15 protein-coding genes are annotated in these 17,214 nt (G+C 69.7%); 6 read left to right on the forward strand and 9 right to left on the reverse strand.

Features of this window, described 5'->3' with window-relative positions; genetic code table 11:
- Positions 1 to 29: 29 nt before the first annotated feature.
- From P8R59_RS06050 to P8R59_RS06075, 6 genes are all read right to left on the reverse strand, one after another.
- Positions 30 to 1,718 (reverse strand): dipeptide ABC transporter ATP-binding protein, encoded by a 1,689-nt coding sequence (locus P8R59_RS06050; RefSeq protein ID WP_278103164.1) that lies wholly within the window; start codon positions 1,716 to 1,718, stop codon positions 30 to 32.
- On the reverse strand, positions 1,715 to 2,779 hold the full coding sequence (locus tag P8R59_RS06055) for an ABC transporter permease (protein WP_278103165.1): 1,065 nt from the start codon (positions 2,777 to 2,779) through the stop codon (positions 1,715 to 1,717). Before P8R59_RS06055 ends, P8R59_RS06050 begins: the two co-directional genes overlap by 4 nt.
- 1 nt (position 2,780) lies before the next feature.
- On the reverse strand, positions 2,781 to 3,854 hold the full coding sequence (locus tag P8R59_RS06060) for an ABC transporter permease (RefSeq protein WP_278103166.1): 1,074 nt from the start codon (positions 3,852 to 3,854) through the stop codon (positions 2,781 to 2,783).
- A gap of 67 nt (positions 3,855 to 3,921) precedes the next feature.
- The gene (locus P8R59_RS06065; protein ID WP_278103167.1) at positions 3,922 to 5,553 is read right to left on the reverse strand and encodes an ABC transporter substrate-binding protein; all 1,632 of its coding nucleotides are present in this window, start codon (positions 5,551 to 5,553) and stop codon (positions 3,922 to 3,924) included.
- Between the two features lie 234 nt (positions 5,554 to 5,787).
- Positions 5,788 to 6,537, reverse strand: a complete 750-nt coding sequence (locus tag P8R59_RS06070; protein WP_278103168.1) for a 3-hydroxybutyrate dehydrogenase — start codon at positions 6,535 to 6,537, stop codon at positions 5,788 to 5,790.
- Between the two features lie 5 nt (positions 6,538 to 6,542).
- Positions 6,543 to 7,901 carry an MFS transporter gene (locus tag P8R59_RS06075; RefSeq protein WP_077051092.1) on the reverse strand — a complete coding sequence of 453 codons (1,359 nt, stop codon included), beginning with the start codon at positions 7,899 to 7,901 and terminating at the stop codon, positions 6,543 to 6,545.
- 104 nt (positions 7,902 to 8,005) lie between these two features.
- On the opposite strand from P8R59_RS06075, the gene P8R59_RS06080 reads away from it, so the two are divergent.
- Positions 8,006 to 8,908 (forward strand): LysR family transcriptional regulator, encoded by a 903-nt coding sequence (locus tag P8R59_RS06080; RefSeq protein ID WP_278103169.1) that lies wholly within the window; start codon positions 8,006 to 8,008, stop codon positions 8,906 to 8,908.
- A gap of 199 nt (positions 8,909 to 9,107) precedes the next feature.
- On the opposite strand, the gene sfnG is transcribed toward P8R59_RS06080, so the two are convergent.
- A complete protein-coding gene (sfnG, locus tag P8R59_RS06085) occupies positions 9,108 to 10,241 on the reverse strand; it encodes a dimethylsulfone monooxygenase SfnG (RefSeq protein ID WP_278103170.1) in 1,134 nt (377 codons plus the stop codon).
- Positions 10,242 to 10,366: 125 nt separating this feature from the next.
- On the opposite strand from sfnG, the gene P8R59_RS06090 reads away from it, so the two are divergent.
- Positions 10,367 to 11,428 (forward strand): LLM class flavin-dependent oxidoreductase, encoded by a 1,062-nt coding sequence (locus tag P8R59_RS06090; protein ID WP_278103171.1) that lies wholly within the window; start codon positions 10,367 to 10,369, stop codon positions 11,426 to 11,428.
- 267 nt (positions 11,429 to 11,695) lie between these two features.
- Here P8R59_RS06090 and P8R59_RS06095 read toward each other — a convergent pair whose 3' ends face one another.
- Together P8R59_RS06095 and P8R59_RS06100 are read right to left on the reverse strand one after the other, a co-directional pair.
- Complete coding sequence (locus P8R59_RS06095) at positions 11,696 to 13,009, reverse strand: O-acetylhomoserine aminocarboxypropyltransferase/cysteine synthase family protein (protein ID WP_278103172.1); 1,314 nt, start codon at positions 13,007 to 13,009, stop codon at positions 11,696 to 11,698.
- Positions 13,002 to 13,943, reverse strand: coding sequence for an ATP-grasp domain-containing protein (locus tag P8R59_RS06100; RefSeq protein WP_278103173.1), 942 nt, complete (start codon positions 13,941 to 13,943; stop codon positions 13,002 to 13,004). The genes P8R59_RS06095 and P8R59_RS06100 overlap by 8 nt, the downstream gene beginning before the upstream one ends.
- Positions 13,944 to 14,087: 144 nt before the next feature.
- Between P8R59_RS06100 and P8R59_RS06105 the strand changes: the two genes are divergently transcribed.
- The 4 genes from P8R59_RS06105 to P8R59_RS06120 all read left to right on the forward strand — a co-directional run bounded on the left by P8R59_RS06105 (position 14,088) and on the right by P8R59_RS06120 (position 17,210).
- Complete coding sequence (locus P8R59_RS06105; RefSeq protein ID WP_278103174.1) at positions 14,088 to 14,918, forward strand: class I SAM-dependent methyltransferase; 831 nt, start codon at positions 14,088 to 14,090, stop codon at positions 14,916 to 14,918.
- Between the two features lie 8 nt (positions 14,919 to 14,926).
- Positions 14,927 to 15,397 (forward strand): hypothetical protein, encoded by a 471-nt coding sequence (locus P8R59_RS06110; protein ID WP_278103175.1) that lies wholly within the window; start codon positions 14,927 to 14,929, stop codon positions 15,395 to 15,397.
- A gap of 83 nt (positions 15,398 to 15,480) precedes the next feature.
- Positions 15,481 to 16,416: an ABC transporter ATP-binding protein gene (locus tag P8R59_RS06115; RefSeq protein WP_278103176.1), complete on the forward strand. Its 936-nt coding sequence runs from the start codon at positions 15,481 to 15,483 to the stop codon at positions 16,414 to 16,416.
- Complete coding sequence (locus tag P8R59_RS06120) at positions 16,413 to 17,210, forward strand: ABC transporter permease (RefSeq protein WP_278103177.1); 798 nt, start codon at positions 16,413 to 16,415, stop codon at positions 17,208 to 17,210. The genes P8R59_RS06115 and P8R59_RS06120 overlap by 4 nt, the downstream gene beginning before the upstream one ends.
- The last annotated feature ends 4 nt before the right edge of the window (positions 17,211 to 17,214 follow it).

A 17,214-nucleotide genomic window follows, 5' to 3' on the forward strand; every position in this document is an offset into this window, starting at 1 on the left:
CGCGCGGCGCGGGGCGCGCGCGGGGCGCGTCAGCCGCGCGTTGCGCGCCAGAGGGCGCGGCGCTGCTCCTGGGCGACAGGGTCGGGCACCGGGAGGGATGCCAGGAGCCGCTTCGTGTAGTCGTCGCGAGGTTCCGTGAGCACCTGCACCGTCGTGCCCTGCTCGCGGATCACGCCCTGGCGGAGCACCACGACGCGGTCGGCCACCTCGTCGACGACCGCGAGGTCGTGGCTGATGAAGAGGCACGCGAACCCGAACTCCTTCTGCAGCTGCGCGAAGAGCTGCAGCACGCGGGCCTGCACCGACACGTCGAGCGCGGAGGTGGGCTCGTCCGCGATGAGCAGCTTCGGGTCGAGCGCGAGCGCCCGGGCCAGCGATGCGCGCTGACGCTGGCCGCCCGACAGCTCGTGCGGATACCGGTCGCCGAACGCGGTCGGGAGCTGCACGGCATCCAGGAGCTCGTCGACGCGCGCACGCGCCGCGCGGGCGCCGGACGCCCGCCCGTGAACGAGGAGCGGCTCGGCGATGCACTCCGCGATCGTGAGGAGCGGGTTGAAGCTCGTCGCCGGGTCCTGGAAGACGAAGCCGATGTCGGGGCGCGTCTTGGCGAGCGTGCGGGGCTTCGCGCCGCGCATCTCGGTGCCGAGCACCTTCAGCGACCCTCCGACGACGGAGGTGAGGCCCACCATCGCGCGGCCGATCGTGGTCTTGCCCGAGCCCGACTCCCCCACGAGACCGAGCACCTCACCGGGGCCGATCCAGAAGTCGACGCCCTTCACGGCGATCACGCCCGTCGTGCCGAAGCGTCCCGGGTACCCGATCTCGACCTTCTCGGCGACGACGAGGCTGCCCGCGGGCGGCGCGGTCGGGGCGGGGGCATCGAGCTTCTGCTGCGCGCTCTTGCCCCGACCCACGTGCGGGACGGCGGCGAGCAGCTCACGGGTGTACTGCTGCTGCGGAGCGGCGAACAGCGCGCGCACGGGGGCCTGCTCGACGATGTCGCCGCGGAACATCACGACGACGCGGTCCGCGAGGTCGGCGACCACGCCCATGTTGTGGGTGATGAGCACGATGGTCGCGCCGAACTCGTCGCGGCAGGTGCGGAGCAGATCGAGGATCTCGGCCTGCACGGTGACGTCGAGGGCCGTGGTCGGCTCGTCGGCGATGATGAGGCCCGCGTTGAGCACGAGCGCCATGGCGATCACGACGCGCTGCTTCTGCCCGCCCGAGAACTGGTGCGGGTAGTCGTCGACTCGGTTCTCGGGATCGGGGATGCCGACGCGGCGCAGGATGTCGACGGCCTGCGTCTTCGCCTCGGACTTCGACAGCTTGCCGTGGGCGCGGAGGCCCTCGGCGATCTGCCAGCCCACCGTGTAGACGGGGTTCAGCGCGGTCGACGGCTCCTGGAACACCATGGCCGCGTCGTGTCCGCGCATCGCGCGCAGCTGCGCGTGGGTCGCGTGGACGATGTCGGTCTCGTCGCCGTCGCGCCCGCGGACGATCACGGCCCCCGACAGCGTCGCCGTCTCGGGCAGGAGCCCCAGCAGCGTGTTCGCCGTGACGGTCTTGCCCGACCCGGACTCGCCGACGATCGCGAGCACCTCACCGGCGTGCGCCTCGAGCGAGATGCCGTTGATGGCCGCGACGGGCTCGCCGTCGGTGGCGAAGGTGACCCGCAGGTCGTCGATGCGGGCGACGGGCGCGGTGGTGGCGGTCATGAGGGGCTCCCCCCGGGAGAAGTGGATGCCGGGGGCCCGGCCGGAGCGGCGGTCGCCGAGGTCGGAGCCGGGGCGGGGTCGACCGCGGTGACGGGCGCGGGGGCGCGTCCGGCCCGGCGGCGCGTGCGCAGCCGCGGGTCGCTGAGGTCGTTGAGGCTCTCGCCGACCAGCGTGATGCCGAGCACCGCGAGCACGATGGCCACGCCCGGCGGGATCGCCGTCCACCAGATGCCGCTGGTGACGTCGCTGACCGAACGGTTGAGGTCGTAGCCCCACTCCGCGGCGGCCGTGGCCTCGATGCCGAAGCCGAGGAAGCCGAGGCCCGCGAGGGTGAGGAGCGCCTCCGAGGCGTTGAGCGTCACGACGACCGGCAGCGAGCGCGTGGAGTTGCGCAGCACGTGACGCAGCAGGATGCGCGCCGTCGGCACGCCGATCACGCGCGCCGACTCGACGAACGGCTCCGCCTTCACGCGCACGACCTCGGCGCGGATCACGCGGAAGTACTGCGGCACGAACACCACGGTGATCGAGATCGCGGTGGCGAGGATGCCGCCCCACAGGGTCGACTGCCCCTTCGTGATCGCGATCGACATGACGATGGCCAGCAGCAACGACGGGAACGCGTAGATCGCGTCGCACAGCACGACCAGGACGCGGTCGATCCAGCCGCCGAAGTACCCGCTGACCAGGCCCAGGAAGATGCCGAGGAAGATCGAGAACGCGATCGCGCACAGGATAACCAGCAGCGCCGTCTGCGCGCCCCAGATCACGCGGGACAGCACGTCGTACCCGCCTACCGTGGTGCCGAGCAGGTTCGTCGCGCTCGGCGCCTGCTGCGTGCCGAACTTCGTCCCGCCCGCCTCCTGCTGCGAGAAGCCGTAGGGCGCGAGGATCGGCGCGAGCGCCGCCGTCAGCACGAACACGGTGGTGATGATCAGGCCGATCACGAGCATGGTGCGCTGGAGGCCGACGCTGCGGCGCAGGTGCGAGACGACCGGCAGGCGGTCGCGCAGCGGGACCTTGCGTGCGGTCAGAACCGCGGGGGTCGTGGCATCCGTCATGTCAGTACCTCACTCGCGGGTCGATGATCGCCGCGATGACGTCGACGAGGAAGTTCGTGAAGGCCACGAGCACGGCGATCATGACGACGATGCCCTGGACGGCGACGAAGTCGCGCGCCTTCAGGTACTCGCTCAGCATGAAGCCGAGGCCCTTCCACTCGAACGTGGTCTCGGTGAGCACCGCGCCCGAGAGCAGCAGCGCGATCTGCAGGCCGATGACCGTGATGATCGGGATCAGCGCGGGACGGTACGCGTGCTTCGTGACGAGGCGGTACTCCCCCACGCCGCGCGACCGCGCCGAGGTGACGTACTGCGCGCCGAGCGTGCCGATGACGTTGGTCCGGACGAGCCGCAGGAAGATGCCCGCGGTCAGGATGCCGAGCGCCAGGCCCGGCAGGATCGCGTGGGTCAGCACGTCGCCCACCGCGGCAGCATCGCCGAGGCGGATGGCATCCAGGAGGTAGATGCCACTGGGGTTGTCGAGGGCCTGGAGCTTCAACTCGGTGCGGGTGCTCGCGCGGCCGGCGACCGGCAGCACGCTCAGCCACACCGAGAACACGAGCTTGAGCAGGAGGCCCACGAAGAAGATCGGGGTGGCGTAGCCGAGGATCGCGCCGATGCGCAGCACCGCGTCGGGCCAGCGGTCGCGGCGGTAGGCGGCGAGGAGACCGAACGGGATGCCGATCAGCAGGGCCACGATCAGCGCGTAGATCGCCAGCTCGAGGGTGGCCGAGCCGTACTGCAGCAGGATGCCGAGGACCGGACGGTTGTCGGTCAGCGTGGTGCCGAAGTCGCCGCGCAGGATGCCGCCGATGTACTCGAAGTACTGGATGTAGAGGGGGCGGTCGTATCCGGCCGCGGCGATGCGCTCGGCCAACTGCTCCGGGGGGAGGCGTCCGCCGAGGGCGGCGGTGATCGGGTCGCCGGTGACTCGCATCAGCAGGAAGACGACGGTCACGAGGATGAAGACCGTCGGGATGATCAGAAGGAGGCGGACGAGGATGTAGCGCCAGAGACCGCCGCCCTTGGGGGCGACGGGCGCGGCGATGACGGGGGCGTCGACGGCGGTGGCCATGAGTACCTAACGGGGAGGAACGCGGCGGGTGCCCGGCCCCGAGAGGGACCGGGCACCCGCCCGTCGATTACTTGTGCAGCGGGGCGTAGCGGAACTTGAAGGATCCGTCGAGGACGGCACCCTCCACGCTCGCGCCGACGATCGCGACCTGCTTGCCCTGGAGCAGCGGCAGCGTCGACAGGTCGGCCGCCACCTTGTCCTGGATGTCGCCGATCTCCTGCTCGCGCGTCGTCTTGTCGGTCTGCGTCGCCTGGTCGGTGAGCAGCTGCTGGACCTCGGCGTTGTCGTAGTGGTTGCCCACGAAGTTGTCCGCCGAGAAGAACGGGGTCAGGTAGTTGTCGGCATCCGAGTAGTCCGGGAACCAGCCGAGCTGGTAGGCGGGGTACACGTCGGCGACGCGGTCCTTGGTGTACTGCACCCACTCCGTCTGCGCGAGGTTGACGGTGAACAGGCCGTCCTTCTCGAGCTGCGCCTTGACGGCGGCGTACTCGTCACCCGACGAGGGGCCGTAGTGGTCGCCGTTGTACTGCAGGTTCAGCGTGACGGGCGTCTGGACGCCGGCGGCCTCGAGGGTCGCCTTGGCCTTCGCCGCGTCCGGGTTGCCGCTGCCGTCGCCGTAGAGACCCTTCAACGCCTCGTTGGCGCCGGCGAGACCCTGCGGAACGTACGAGTAGAGCGGCGAGTAGGTGTCCTTGTACACGTCGGTCGCGATGGCCTGACGATCGATCAGGTCGGCCGCGGCCTGACGCACCGCGAGCGACTTGGCCGCGTCGGCCTCGGGCGTCGTGGCGCCGAACGGCATCGTGTCGAAGTTGAAGACGATGTAGCGGATCTCGCCGCCGGGGCCGTCGACGACCTTCACCGCGTCGTTGGACGACAGGTCGGCGATGTCGGTCGCGCTGAGGCTGCGGAACGCGACGTCGATCGCACCCGACTGCACGTCGAGCTTGAGGTTCGAGGCGTCGGCGTAGTACTTCGCCGAGATGCCGCCGTTCTCGGGCTTGGGCAGCGAGCCCTGGTAGTCGGCGTACGGCGCGTAGGAGATGAGCTCGTTCAGCTTGTACGACTCGATCGTGTACTGACCCGCGAAGGCCTTGCCCTCGACGATGGTGTCGTCGGGCGTCACGGCATCGGCCGAGAAGACCTCTTCGTCGACGATCGGCGCGGCGGGGCTCGACAGGATCTGCGGCCAGACCTGGTCGTTGCCGTTCTTGAGCGTGAAGACGACGGTGGTGTCGTCCGGCGTCGCGACGCTGTCGAGGTTGCCGAGCAACGACGACGGGCCGTTGGGGTCGGCGATGGCGACCTGGCGGTCGAACGAGAACTTCACGTCGGACGATGTGAGGTCGTGGCCGTTGGCGAACTTCAGGCCCGACTTCAGCTTGACCGTGTACTCGGTCGGCGAGGTGAACTCGGCCGACTCGGCGATGTCGGGGGTGACGTCCGACGTGCCGTACTGGCTGTTGAGGAGGAACGGGTAGACCTGGTTCATCACGGCGAACGAGCCGTTGTCGTACGAGCCGGCCGGGTCGATCGAGCTGATCTTGTCGGTGGTGCCGACCACGAGCGGGTCGGTGGAGCCGCTGTCGGAGCCGTTGTCTCCGCCGCCGGCGGAGCAGCCCGCCAGGACGAGAGCCGAGACGCCGAAGGCGCCGAGTGCGAGACCGAGACGGGCTCGACCACTGGTGTGCAGTGCCATTGAGTTACCTCTGCTGTGAAGTGTCGATCGCGACAGATGCCGCAGTCCTTCGGACATCTTGGTCGCCAGCAGGCCACACACCAACTATTGGACCGTCTTTTTACGATAACGAAACCTCGGATATCTTCCGGTTTGCGTCATTCGGCGGCGGAGATGTTCCGGGCGGGAGCGCTCCCGGCGGGGGTGTGGGGTCCGGGGGCGGGGGCTGCTGCGGTGGGGGCCGCGGGCCGCCGGTCAGTGCGCCGACCAGCCGCCGTCCATCACGTAGCTCGTGCCGGTGACCATCGCGGCATCCGGGCCCGCGAGCCACAGCGCGAGCGACGCCACCTCGGACGGCTCCACGAGCCGCTTGATCGCGGCATCCTTTAGCAGCACCGTCTCGAGCACCTCGGACTCCGGGATGCCGTGCGCCCGCGCCTGATCCGCGATCTGCTTCTCGACGAGCGGCGACCGCACGTACCCGGGGTCGATGCAGACGCTCGTGACCCCGCGCGGACCGCCCTCGAGCGCCGTGGTCTTGGAGAGGCCCTCGAGTCCATGCTTCGCGGTGACATACGCCGACTTGTATGCCGATGCGCGTATACCGTGCACGCTCGAGACGTTGAGCACCCGTCCGAACGACCGCTCGTACATCCCGGGGAGAGCCGCGCGGATGAGGAGGAACGGCGCCTCGAGCATCAGCCGGAGCATGAACGAGAACCGCTCGGGAGCGAACTCCTCGATCGGACTCACGTGCTGGATGCCGGCGTTGTTGACGAGGATGTCGACGTCGAGGCTGAGGTCGGCCAGTGCCGCCGTGTCCGAGAGGTCGACCGCCCAGGCGCGGCCGCCGATCTCGTCGGCGAGAGCCTGAGCGCCCTCGGCGTTGAGATCGGCGACCGTCACGGTGGCTCCGGCCTCGGCGAACGCCCGCGCGATCGCGGCACCGATGCCGCTGGCACCGCCGGTGACGAGGGCGCGGCGTCCGCTGAGGTCGATGGTCATGATTCCTACTTCCCCCGCGCGGCGTCGGCGGCGTCGATGTCGCGGAGCGAGATTCCGCGCGTCTCCTTCAGCGACAGTACGGCGACCGACGTGACCACGCAGGCCACCACGATGTAGATCGCCACCGGCAGCCACGACCCGAAGTCGCGCAGCCACTGCGTCGCGAGGATCGGGGCGAGCGACCCGGCGAGGATCGCGGTCACCTGCGCACCGAGGGAAACGCCCGAGTAGCGCATGCGCGTCGGGAACAGCTCGGCCATGACCGCCGGCTGCGGCGCGTACATGCCGGCGTGGAACACCAGGCCGAGGGCCACGGCGGCGACGATGACGACTGGGTTGAGCGTGTCGAACATCGGGAAGGCGAAGAACGCCCAGGTCGCGCTGAGGATCGCGCCGGCGAGGTACACGGGCTTGCGGCCGATGCGGTCGGCGAGGCGGCCGAGTGGGGGGATCACGGCGAAATGGATGACGTGCGCGATCAGCAGCGCGAGGAGGAGCTGGCTCGTGTCGTACGAGTGCACGAACTTCAGGTACACGATCGAGAAGCTCACGACGATGTAGTAGACGATGTTCTCCGCGAAGCGGATGCCCATGGCCTGCACGACACCCTTCGGGTACCGGCGCAGCACCTCGACGACACCGAACGAGGTCGCCTTCTCCTGCTCGACCTGCTTCTTGGCCTCGAGGAAGATCGGCGCCTCCTCGACGTGGGTGCGGATGTAGAACCCGACCAGCACGATCACGGCCGACAGCCAGAAGGCGACGCGCCAGCCCCAGTCGAGGAACGCGGCGGGGGCGAGGATGAACGACATCACCAGCAGCACGGTCGTGGCCAGCAGGTTGCCGACCGGGACCGCAGCCTGCGGCCAGCTCGCCCAGAACGCGCGCGAGCGGTTCGGGCTCTGCTCCGCGACGAGCAGGACGGCACCGCCCCACTCACCGCCGACCGCGAAGCCCTGGATGAAGCGCAGGGCCACGAGCATCGCGGGCGCCCAGTACCCGACGGAGGCGAAGCCGGGGAGGCATCCCATCAGGAACGTCGCGGCACCGACGATGATGATCGTCGCCTGCAGCGTCGGCTTGCGGCCGAACCGGTCGCCGATCTGCCCGAAGACGATGCCGCCCAGGGGGCGGGCGACGAAGCCGACGGCGTACGTGACGAAGGCGGCGATGATCCCGTCGAGCGGCGAGCCCGACGACGGGAAAAAGAACGTGCCGAACACCAGGCTTGCGGCCGTGGCGTAGAGGAAGAACTCGTACCACTCGACGACGGTGCCGGCCATCGAGGCGGCGACGACGCGGCGGATCTTGCTGGTCGAGATTTCAGGGGAGGCGCTGCGTTGCGCGGCGGCGGGGGATTCCATGCTGCTCCTTTGGTGTCGACGGTGACATCCGGAGACGAGTCTGCGGTGCGGCTGATTTTGCGGCAATGCCCAGACGTGCGGGTCGGGTGTGCAGAATTGCACACATGGATGCCACGAACGTCCGCGCCGACGACCTCTTGATGCTGCTCGCGGTGGCGCGCACCGGCCGCTACACCGCGGCCGCGCAGGTGCGGGGCGTCGACCACACCACCGTCGCGCGGCGCATCGCCGCCCTGGAGGATGCGCTCGGCGGACGGGTCGTCGCCGCATCGGGCCGCGGCTGGGAACTGACGACGCTCGGCAAGCACGCCGTCGAGACGGCGGGGCGCATCGAGGCCGCGATGTCGCGGCTGTCCGGTGGGGAGGAGGAGCCGGATCCCGTCTCGGGCGTCGTCCGCATGTCGGCGACGGACGGCTTCAGCGCCTACGTCGCGGCTCCCACGATCGCGGCGTTGCGGCAGCGGCATCCGGAGCTGTCCGTCGAGATTGTGGCGACGCAACGTCGTGCGGCGCTGCACCGGCCCGGCCTCGACCTCGAGGTCGTGGTGGGGGAGCCGCAGACCTCCCGCGGGACCGCGACGCGCCTGGGCACCTACACGCTCGGCATGTACGCCTCGCGGGAGTACCTCGAGCGCGAGGGGACGCCCCGCGACCTCGCCGAGCTCGAACACCATCGCCTGGTGTACTTCGTCGACTCGATGCTGCAGGTGGAGGCGCTCGACCTCCCGCGGCGGCTGGTGCCGCGCATGCGCGACGGGGTGACGTCGACCAACGTCTTCGTCCACGTGGAGGCGACACGCGTAGGTGCCGGAATCGGCATGCTTCCGTGCTTCGCCGCCGATCGGCATCCGGATCTGGTCCGTCTGCTGCCGACGGTCGTCGCGGAACGCCTGCCCTACTGGATGATCGTGCGCCCCGATTCGCTGCGGATCCCCGCCGTTGCGGCGCTGGCGGAGGCGCTCCGCGCGCAGACCGCGGCCGCGCAACACATGCTCGACGGGGCATAGACGCTCGCGGCGGCCTCGCGCGCCCGGTCGAGTGTCCAAGACACGCCGCATGACGCGGGCCCGATACGGCGTGTCTTGGACACTCGGTGGATTCGCGGCGCCGTTCAGCGGGCTGGGGCGGCACTACGGGCGTTCGGTGTCCAAGACACGCGGACCGAGGCCGGCGGCATCCGCGTGTCTTGGACACTCAACGTGGGCGTCAGCCCCGTGCGACGCCGATCGGGTCGCCGGTACGGGCGAGGTCCGTCTCGAGCTCGCGCACGATCGGGATCACCGTCTCGCCGAACCGCTCGAGCTCCTCCTGGAAGTGCAGGAACCCGAGGAGGAAGAGATCGACGCCGCGCTTCTTGTACTCGATGATCCGCTCCGCGATCTGCTCGGCATCCCCGAAGAGTTGTGTACGGAAGCCGTCGTTGTACTGCACGAGGTCGTCGAACGTCGAGTCGGCCCACATGCCCTTCTTGTCGGCGGTGGCGTTGCCCGCCTGTTGCACGCTCTTGCGGAAGCCCTCGACGGCGCCACCGTCGGCATGCGCGATGATCTCGCGCAGCTGCTCCTCCGCCTCGGCTCGGCTATCGCGCTGGATGACGAAGCCGTTGAGGCCGAAGCGCGTGCGGCGGCCATGTTCGGCCGCGATACGGGTCACGTCGTCGTACTGCTCGGTGAAGCCGTCGAAGTCCTTGCCATTGGAGAAGTACCAATCGGCGTAGGCGCCGCCGTTGAGCCGCGCCGCCGTGGAGTTGCCGCCCTGGAAGATGTCGGGATGCGCGCGCCCCGGCACCTCGTAGGGGAAGGGGCGCAGCGTGAAGTCGGTGATGTCGTAGTACTTCCCGTGGAACGAGAACTTCTCCTGCGTCCACAGACCGCGCAGGATCTGGATGAACTCCGCCGCGCGCTCGTACCGCTCGTCGTGTTCGAGCCACTCGAGCCCGAGGTCGGTGTACTCGTCCTTGAACCAGCCGCTGACGACGTTCACGGCGGCACGGCCGTGCGAGAACTGGTCGGCGGTGTTGATGAACTTCGCCAAGACCGCCGGATGCCAGATCCCGGGGTGGATGGCCGAGATGACCTTCAGCTTCTCGGTGGCCAGAAGCAACGCGAGGCTGATGGACGTGGATTCGTGCTGCTGAGCGGCGCCGTAGCTCGAGGCGTACCGCACCTGGCTCAGCGCGTACTCGAACCCGACGCGCTCCGCCGTCCGCGCGAGCTCGACGTTGTAGTCGAGACCCCAGTCGGTGCGCTGCTCGATGGAGCTGATCACGAGCCCGCCGCTGACGTTGGGAACCCAGTAGGCGAACTTCAGGGGCTCGTGCGTGGGGGCGTTGTCGGTCATGGGGTTCTCCTCGGGGATCGGAACCCGGCTACCGTCGCACTGCCCCCGCCGACGGTCAACGACATGTGACGGACCGTGTCCTCGCATGACGACACATGCCGTTCGACCGGGTGAGGATGGATGCCATGACCTCCCCCCAGCGCGTGCGTTTCGGCTACTGGACCCCGATCTTCGGCGGCTGGCTCCGCAACGTCGACGACGAGCAGACGCCCGTGTCGTTCGCCCACATCGCGGAGATCGCGCGGGCGGCGGAGGAGGGCGGGTTCGACCTCACGCTCATCCCGGAGCTGAACCTCAACGACATCAAGGGCGTCGAGGCGCCGTCGCTCGACGCGTGGGCGGTGACCGCGGGACTCGCGGCCGTGACGTCGAAGCTCGAACTGCTCGCGGCCGTCCGGCCGGGGTTCCACAACCCGTTCCACACCGCGAAGCAGGCGGCGACGATCGACGAGATCAGCGGGGGACGCTTCACGCTGAACGTCGTGTCGGCGTGGTGGGCCGAGGAGGCGAAGCAGTACGACGGGCTGTTCAGCGCCCACGACGACCGCTACGCGCGCACGATCGAGTGGGTCGAGGTGCTCCGCGGCTTGTGGACGCAGACGCCGTTCGCGTACGAGGGGGAGTACTACCGCACCGAGGGCACGTTCCTCGAGCCGAAGCCCCGCGTGATTCCGCGTCTGTACGCCGGCGGTGAGAGCGAGGCCGGACGCACCGCGATCACGCGTTTCGCCGACGCGTACCTGACGCACGGCGGCACGCTCGACGAGCTCGAGGCGAAGGTCGCCGACATGCGGCGTCGCCGCGCCGAGGCCGGCGCGACCCCGTTCGAGGCGTTCGGGATGGCGGCGTACGGCATCGTCCGTGACACCGAGGAAGAGGCTCAGGCCGAGATCGACCGCATCACCGACGTGCGCGGGGGAGCGGCGTACGGCTCGTACCAGGACTTCGTGAGCAAGTCGAAGCTCGACACCCAGGTCGACCTCAAGGAGTACTCGGTCTCGAACCGCGGCCTGCGCCCGAACCTCGTCGGCACGCCCGACCAGGTGGCCGAGCGCATCGTGGAGTTCGCGAACGTCGGCGTCTCGACGCTGCTGCTGCAGTTCTCGCCGCACCTGTCCGAGCTGCAGCGCTTCGCCGCCGAGGTCATCCCGCGCGTGCGTCGGCTCGATGCGCTGCGCGACGCCTGACGCCCGCGCGGCGGGTTCGGTCCGACGCCTGCGCGCCGCGAGTTCAGTGTCCAAGACACGCGGACAAGCCGCCGCGGCATCCGCGTGTCTTGGACACTCACCGCGAAGACAGCGACCGCCGGCGCCGCTCTCGACGCCGCGCCTGTTGGTTGAGTGTCCAGAACACACGGACGCACCGCCGCGGCATCCGCGTGTCTTGGACACTCAACGCCGAAACGCCGCGCGCCCGCACCGCCGGCCGACGCCGACGCGCGAGAACCCCGCGCCCTACGCCGCCGCGCGGAGCGCCTGGTCGAGGTCGGCGATGAGGTCGGCGGCATCCTCGAGCCCGATCGACAGGCGGATGAGCCCGTCGTGGATGCCGAGGCGGTCGCGGACCTCTTGCGTGAAGCCGAGGTGGGTCGTGGTCGCGGGGTGGAGCGCCATGGAGCGCGTGTCGCCGATGTTGGTCATGCGGCTGAACAGGCGCAGCGCGTCGAAGAAGCGCTCCGCTCCGTCGCGTCCGCCGCGCACGGTGAACGAGAACACCGAGCCGGTGAGTCCGCCGTAGTCGCGCACGGCGAGCGCGTGCTGCGGGTGGGAGGGGAGTCCCGCGAAGTCGACGCTCTCGACCAGCTCGTGGCCGTCGAGCCACTCGGCGATCTCGCGAGCGGATGCCAAGTGCTGACGCATCCGCACCGAGAGCGTCTCCATGCCCTGTTGCAGAAGGAAGCCGTTCAGCGGCGACAGCGCGGGGCCGGTGTCGTTGGCGATCCCGAAGCGCAGGTACAGCTCGAACGCGCGGGGGCCGAAGGCGTCGACGTACGAGGGGTGTCCGGCGATCGCGGTGTCGGTGATCCCGGGATACGGACGGGAGGCGCCGGCCCAGTCGAACGTCCCACCGTCGACGACCGCTCCCGCGAGGTTGGCCCCGTGGCCGGAGAGGAACTTCGTCGCGGAGTGCACGACGATGTGAGCGCCGTGCTCGATCGGTCGCAGGAGGAACGGCGTCGCGATCGTGTTGTCCACGACGACCGGCAGACCGTGGCGCTCGGCGATCCGTGCCACGCGAGCGATGTCGACGACGTCGTTCTTGGGGTTCGGCAGCGTCTCGGTGAAGATGGCCTTCGTTTCGGGCCGGATCAGGGCATCCCATTCGGCGTCGTCGTCGGGATCCCAGACGTACTCGACCGTCACTCCCAGGCGCGCGAAGGTGCGGTCGAAGAGCACACGCGTACCGCTGTAGATGCTGGCCGTCGACACGATGTGCTCTCCCGCGCCCGCGAGTCCGAGCAACGTCGCGGTGATGGCGGCCTGCCCCGACCCGACGACGAGCGCGCCCGTTCCGCCCTCGAGTGACGCGAGCCGGGCCTCGGCGACCTGGTTCGTGGGGTTGAGGTTGCGCGAGTACAGGTGCCCCAGGTCGGCGCCGGCGAAGCGATCTGTCGCCTCCTGGAACGACGCGAAGCGGTACGCAGCCGATAGATGCACGGGCGTCACGCGCGAGCCGTGGGTGAGGTCTTCCACCTCGCCGGCGTGCACCTGGCGGGTCGAGAACCCGAAGCCGTCCCAGTCGCGGTGGGGTTCAGCGGGCTCAGCCACGCGCACCCACCGCCTCGTGCGGAAGCAGCGCCCCGAGCCAGCGGGCGATCTCGCGCGGACCGGAACGGGGAGCGGATGCCTCGACGTCGGGGTTGTAGTTCGTGTTCGTGTTCACGTCATAGGTGACGACCCGGCCGTCGCGCGTCTCGATGAACTCGATGCCGGCGACGCCGATCCCCTCCGCCGCGAGGAAGGCGAGGTACCGGTCGATGATGGCCGGGTCGACGTCGTCGCGGAGGCGGAACAGCGGCTCAGGCTCCACGCCGTCGGCACCGGGGATCGCGCACGCCTCGGCCGGGCACAGCTCGAAGCTGCCCGCGCTCGTGTCGACCCGCACGGCGTAGACGAACTGGCCGCCCACGAATTCGGCGCGCGTGATGAACGGCGCGCGAGCGACCAGCAACTCCTGCAGCAGCGTGATGCCGTCGGGCGACGGCTCGAAGTCGGCGCTGTCGACCCACGCCGCGAACTCGGCGTGCGACTCCCACCGGCGTACGCCCAGGCCCTTGCCGCCCTGGTTGTGCTTGCTGATGAAGGGCGCCTCGAACTCCTCGGCCTTCGCCGCGAGCTGCGCGGTACCGAACACGGCCGTCGTGCGCGGGACCTCGACGCCCGCGTGCCGGAGCGCGGCGTGCTGCGCCACCTTGCTGACCTCGAGCTCGAGGACGTCGGCGCCGTTCACGACCGTGCGACCCCACGAGGCGAGCCACCGCAGCACCGCACGGCCGTACTCCTTGCTCGCGGCGTGGTCGCGCGTGTGCGCGGAGGCGCTCAGCCGCGACCAGAACACGCCCTCCGGAGGCTCGACGGAGAGGTCGATGGACCCGTCGGTCAGCAGCCATTCCTCCAGCGGCACCCCTTCCGCCTCGAAGGCCGCCTGGAATGGCGGAAGCCACTGGGGGTTCTCATGGATCACGTACACGCTGCCCGACATGCCGCCAGGCTAACCCGGCCCTCCGACACCGGCACAGGCCCGCGTCACGCACGGTCACGGCGGCCTTTCGATCCGAAGGCGCAGCCTGGTGCCCTGGCATCCACGTGTGTATCGTCGCAAGGCTGTGCCGCCGGAAGGGATGCCATGACCACCGAGTACCTCGATGCGAACCGCGCCAACTGGAACGAGCGCGCCACCCTGCACGCCGCTCGCGACGGATCCGGCTACGGCGTGCTGCGCTACGTGGAGGACCGCGACGCGCTCAGCGATGTCGTGCGGTTCGACCAGCCGCTGCTCGGCGACCTCACGGGGAAGCGCGCCGTGCACCTCCAGTGCCACATCGGCACCGACACGCTGTCACTCGCGCGGCTCGGCGCCCGGGTGACGGGCCTCGACTTCTCGGAGAACGCCGTCGCGGAAGCCCGCCGGCTCGTGGCCGAGACCGGGGATGCCGTCGATTTCGTCCGATCGGACGTCGCGCACGCCCTCGACGTCCTCTCGGCGGGGGAGTTCGACCTGGTCTACACGGGCATCGGGGCGCTGTGCTGGCTGCCGTCGATCACGGAATGGGCCGGTGTCGTCGCGGACCTGCTGGCTCCCGGGGGCACGCTGCACATCCGCGAGGGACACCCGGTGCTGTGGTCGATGAACGAGACGCTCCCGGGGCTGACGCTCGCGTTCCCGTACTTCGAGCAGCCCGCACCGCTGGAATGGGATGACGACAGCACCTACGTCGAGGTGTCGGCTCCCCTGCAGTCCACACGGACGTACGAGTGGAACCGCAGCCTCGGGGAGATCGTCACCGCGCTGCTCGACCGTGGCCTGCGGCTCGACGCGCTCATCGAGCACGACAGCGTGCCGTGGGAGGCCCTCCCCGGCCGCATGACCCTGCGCCCCGACGGCGAGTACGCCCTCACCGAGCAGCCGTCGGTCATGCCGCTGAGCTACACGATCCGCGCGTCGAAGCCGGCCTGACCGAGACAATGGATGCCACCCGCCCCGCGCTCGCACTCCTCGCGGCAGCCGCGCTCGCGCTCGCCGGCTGCGCACCGACCTCGTTACCGACCTACGAAGCGGTCCGCGGCCAGGCACAAGCGGCGATGCAACGCGTCGTCGACGAGCTCTCGCCTGACGTCCGCGTCGAGAAGAATCCCTCGGACAAGCCTTTCGGATGCGAAGGGGAAGGCGTCTTCTACACCGGCCAGTGGACGGTGTTCCCTCCCGAGGGCTTCGACGGTCAGAGTTTCGTCGATGGGCTCCCCGCGGCGCTCGGTTCCGACTTCCGCACCGATGACCGAGGTCTCGAACTCAACTATCCGGCCGCGAGTCTCATTGCCCCCGGATACTCCAACAGCACTGTCGACGTTTCGGTGCTCACACGCGACGAGGGAGTCGTCGTCGATATCCTTTCGACTTCGCAGTGCGCGCAGCGGCCCGCGACCGAAGCGCCGTAACCGCGCCACCCATGACGAACGTCACCCCCACGAGGTGACCCCCGCCCCAGGCACGGGGCACGGCGCCGGGCCAGCATGAGGACATGACCTCCTCTACCACCGCTCCCGCCGCGATCGACGCGCGGGGCGTCGTCAAGAGCTTCGGCTCCGTCCACGCCGTCCGCGGCGTCGATCTGCGGGTGCAGCCCGGCGAGATCGTGGCGTTCCTCGGCCCGAACGGCGCCGGCAAGACCACCACGATCGACATGATCCTCGGCCTCACGAACCCCGACTCGGGCTCCATCAGCGTCTTCGGGCACACCCCGCGCGGGGCGGTGTCGCGCGGCCTCGTCTCCGCCGTCCTGCAGACGGGGGGTCTGCTGAAAGACCTCACGGTCCGCGAGACGGTCGAGCTCACGGCATCCCTGTTCGCCGAGAAGCGTCCCGTAGACGAGGCGCTCGAGCGGGCCGGCATCCGGGATCTGGCGAATCGTCGCGTCGGACTCTGCTCGGGCGGAGAGCAGCAGCGGCTGCGTTTCGCGATGGCGCTCGTGAGCGATCCGGCGCTGCTGATCCTCGACGAGCCGACCACCGGCATGGACGTCGAGGCCCGCCGTTCGTTCTGGAACGCGATCCGGACGGATGCCGCCCGCGGCCGCACCGTCATGTTCGCGACGCACTACCTCGACGAGGCCGACGAGTACGCCGACCGCATCGTGCTGATGCGCAGCGGCCAGATCGTCGCCGACGGCACCACGGCCGAGATCAAGAACCTCGTCTCGGGTCGGGTGGTGCAGGCGACGATCCCGGATGCCGACATCACGGCGCTCGCGTCCCTCCCGGGCGTCGATTCGGTCGAGGCCGCCGGCGAGCGCGTGACGCTGCACACCCGCGATTCCGACGCCCTCGCGCGCCACCTCCTGGCGGAAACCCCCGCGCGGGATCTCGAGATCACCGCGCGAAACCTGGAGAGCGTGTTCGTCGCGCTCACCATCGACTCCCCGGCATCCGCCGACGCCTCGAACGGAGCAACCCGATGACCGCCATCAGCCTCGACCGTCCCGCCCCCGTCCTGGGCGGCTTCACGCTCACGTATCTGCGGATCGAGCTGGTCCGCAAGCTCCGCAACCCGCGGGCGCTGTTCTTCACCGTGGCGTTCCCGGTGCTGATGTTCTTCATCATCGGGTACCAGATGCTCGACGAGCCCCTGACGCAGGTGCCGGTGGCCGACGGGGGAGTGTCGGTGGCCGCGTACATCATGGTGTCGATGGCGATGTACGGAGCGATGATGTCGGCGACCCAGACGGGCGCGGCGGTCGCGGTCGAGCGCGCGCAGGGGTGGACGCGGCAGTTGCGCCTCACGCCGCTGAACCCGCTCGTCAACGTGATCGTGAAGCTCCTGGCGGGCATGCTGTTCGGACTCATTGCGGTGATCGCGACGTATGTCGTGGCATCCATGGTCGGGGTTCAGCTGTCGGCGGTGCAGTGGATCGTCACGGGTCTGGCCGCGTGGCTGCTCGCCGGGGCGGTGTTCACGACGCTCGGACTGATGGTCGGGTACATGGTGCCGGGCGAGAACGTCGCGCAGATCACGAGCCTCGCGGTGGTGCTGCTGTCGTTCCTCGGCGGGCTGTTCTACCCGCTGTCGTCGATGCCCGACTTCCTGCAGGCGGTCGGCAAGCTGACGCCCGTGTACGGCATCGCCGAGCTGGCGCGTGCGCCGCTGACGGGGGATGCCTTCGATCTCGGCGCCCTGATCAACGCGGTCGTGTGGCTCGCGGTGTTCGTCGCCGGCACGGTGTACTTCTTCCGGCGGGACACGCGGCGTTCGTGAGCCG

The organism is Microbacterium proteolyticum (genome assembly GCF_029639405.1).
GTDB lineage: Bacteria > Actinomycetota > Actinomycetes > Actinomycetales > Microbacteriaceae > Microbacterium.

What these genes read in the sequence shown, in the direction of transcription:
- P8R59_RS06050 (WP_278103164.1), bottom strand. Translation starts at nt 1,718, where the DNA reads ATGACCGCCACCACCGCGCCCGTCGCCCGCATCGACGACCTGCGGGTC.
- P8R59_RS06055 (WP_278103165.1), bottom strand. Translation starts at nt 2,779, where the DNA reads ATGACGGATGCCACGACCCCCGCGGTTCTGACCGCACGCAAGGTCCCG.
- P8R59_RS06060 (WP_278103166.1), bottom strand. Translation starts at nt 3,854, where the DNA reads ATGGCCACCGCCGTCGACGCCCCCGTCATCGCCGCGCCCGTCGCCCCC.
- P8R59_RS06065 (WP_278103167.1), bottom strand. Translation starts at nt 5,553, where the DNA reads ATGGCACTGCACACCAGTGGTCGAGCCCGTCTCGGTCTCGCACTCGGC.
- P8R59_RS06070 (WP_278103168.1), bottom strand. Translation starts at nt 6,537, where the DNA reads ATGACCATCGACCTCAGCGGACGCCGCGCCCTCGTCACCGGCGGTGCC.
- P8R59_RS06075 (WP_077051092.1), bottom strand. Translation starts at nt 7,901, where the DNA reads ATGGAATCCCCCGCCGCCGCGCAACGCAGCGCCTCCCCTGAAATCTCG.
- P8R59_RS06080 (WP_278103169.1), top strand. Translation starts at nt 8,006, where the DNA reads ATGGATGCCACGAACGTCCGCGCCGACGACCTCTTGATGCTGCTCGCG.
- sfnG (WP_278103170.1), bottom strand. Translation starts at nt 10,241, where the DNA reads ATGACCGACAACGCCCCCACGCACGAGCCCCTGAAGTTCGCCTACTGG.
- P8R59_RS06090 (WP_278103171.1), top strand. Translation starts at nt 10,367, where the DNA reads ATGACCTCCCCCCAGCGCGTGCGTTTCGGCTACTGGACCCCGATCTTC.
- P8R59_RS06100 (WP_278103173.1), bottom strand. Translation starts at nt 13,943, where the DNA reads ATGTCGGGCAGCGTGTACGTGATCCATGAGAACCCCCAGTGGCTTCCG.
- P8R59_RS06105 (WP_278103174.1), top strand. Translation starts at nt 14,088, where the DNA reads ATGACCACCGAGTACCTCGATGCGAACCGCGCCAACTGGAACGAGCGC.
- P8R59_RS06110 (WP_278103175.1), top strand. Translation starts at nt 14,927, where the DNA reads ATGGATGCCACCCGCCCCGCGCTCGCACTCCTCGCGGCAGCCGCGCTC.
- P8R59_RS06115 (WP_278103176.1), top strand. Translation starts at nt 15,481, where the DNA reads ATGACCTCCTCTACCACCGCTCCCGCCGCGATCGACGCGCGGGGCGTC.
- P8R59_RS06120 (WP_278103177.1), top strand. Translation starts at nt 16,413, where the DNA reads ATGACCGCCATCAGCCTCGACCGTCCCGCCCCCGTCCTGGGCGGCTTC.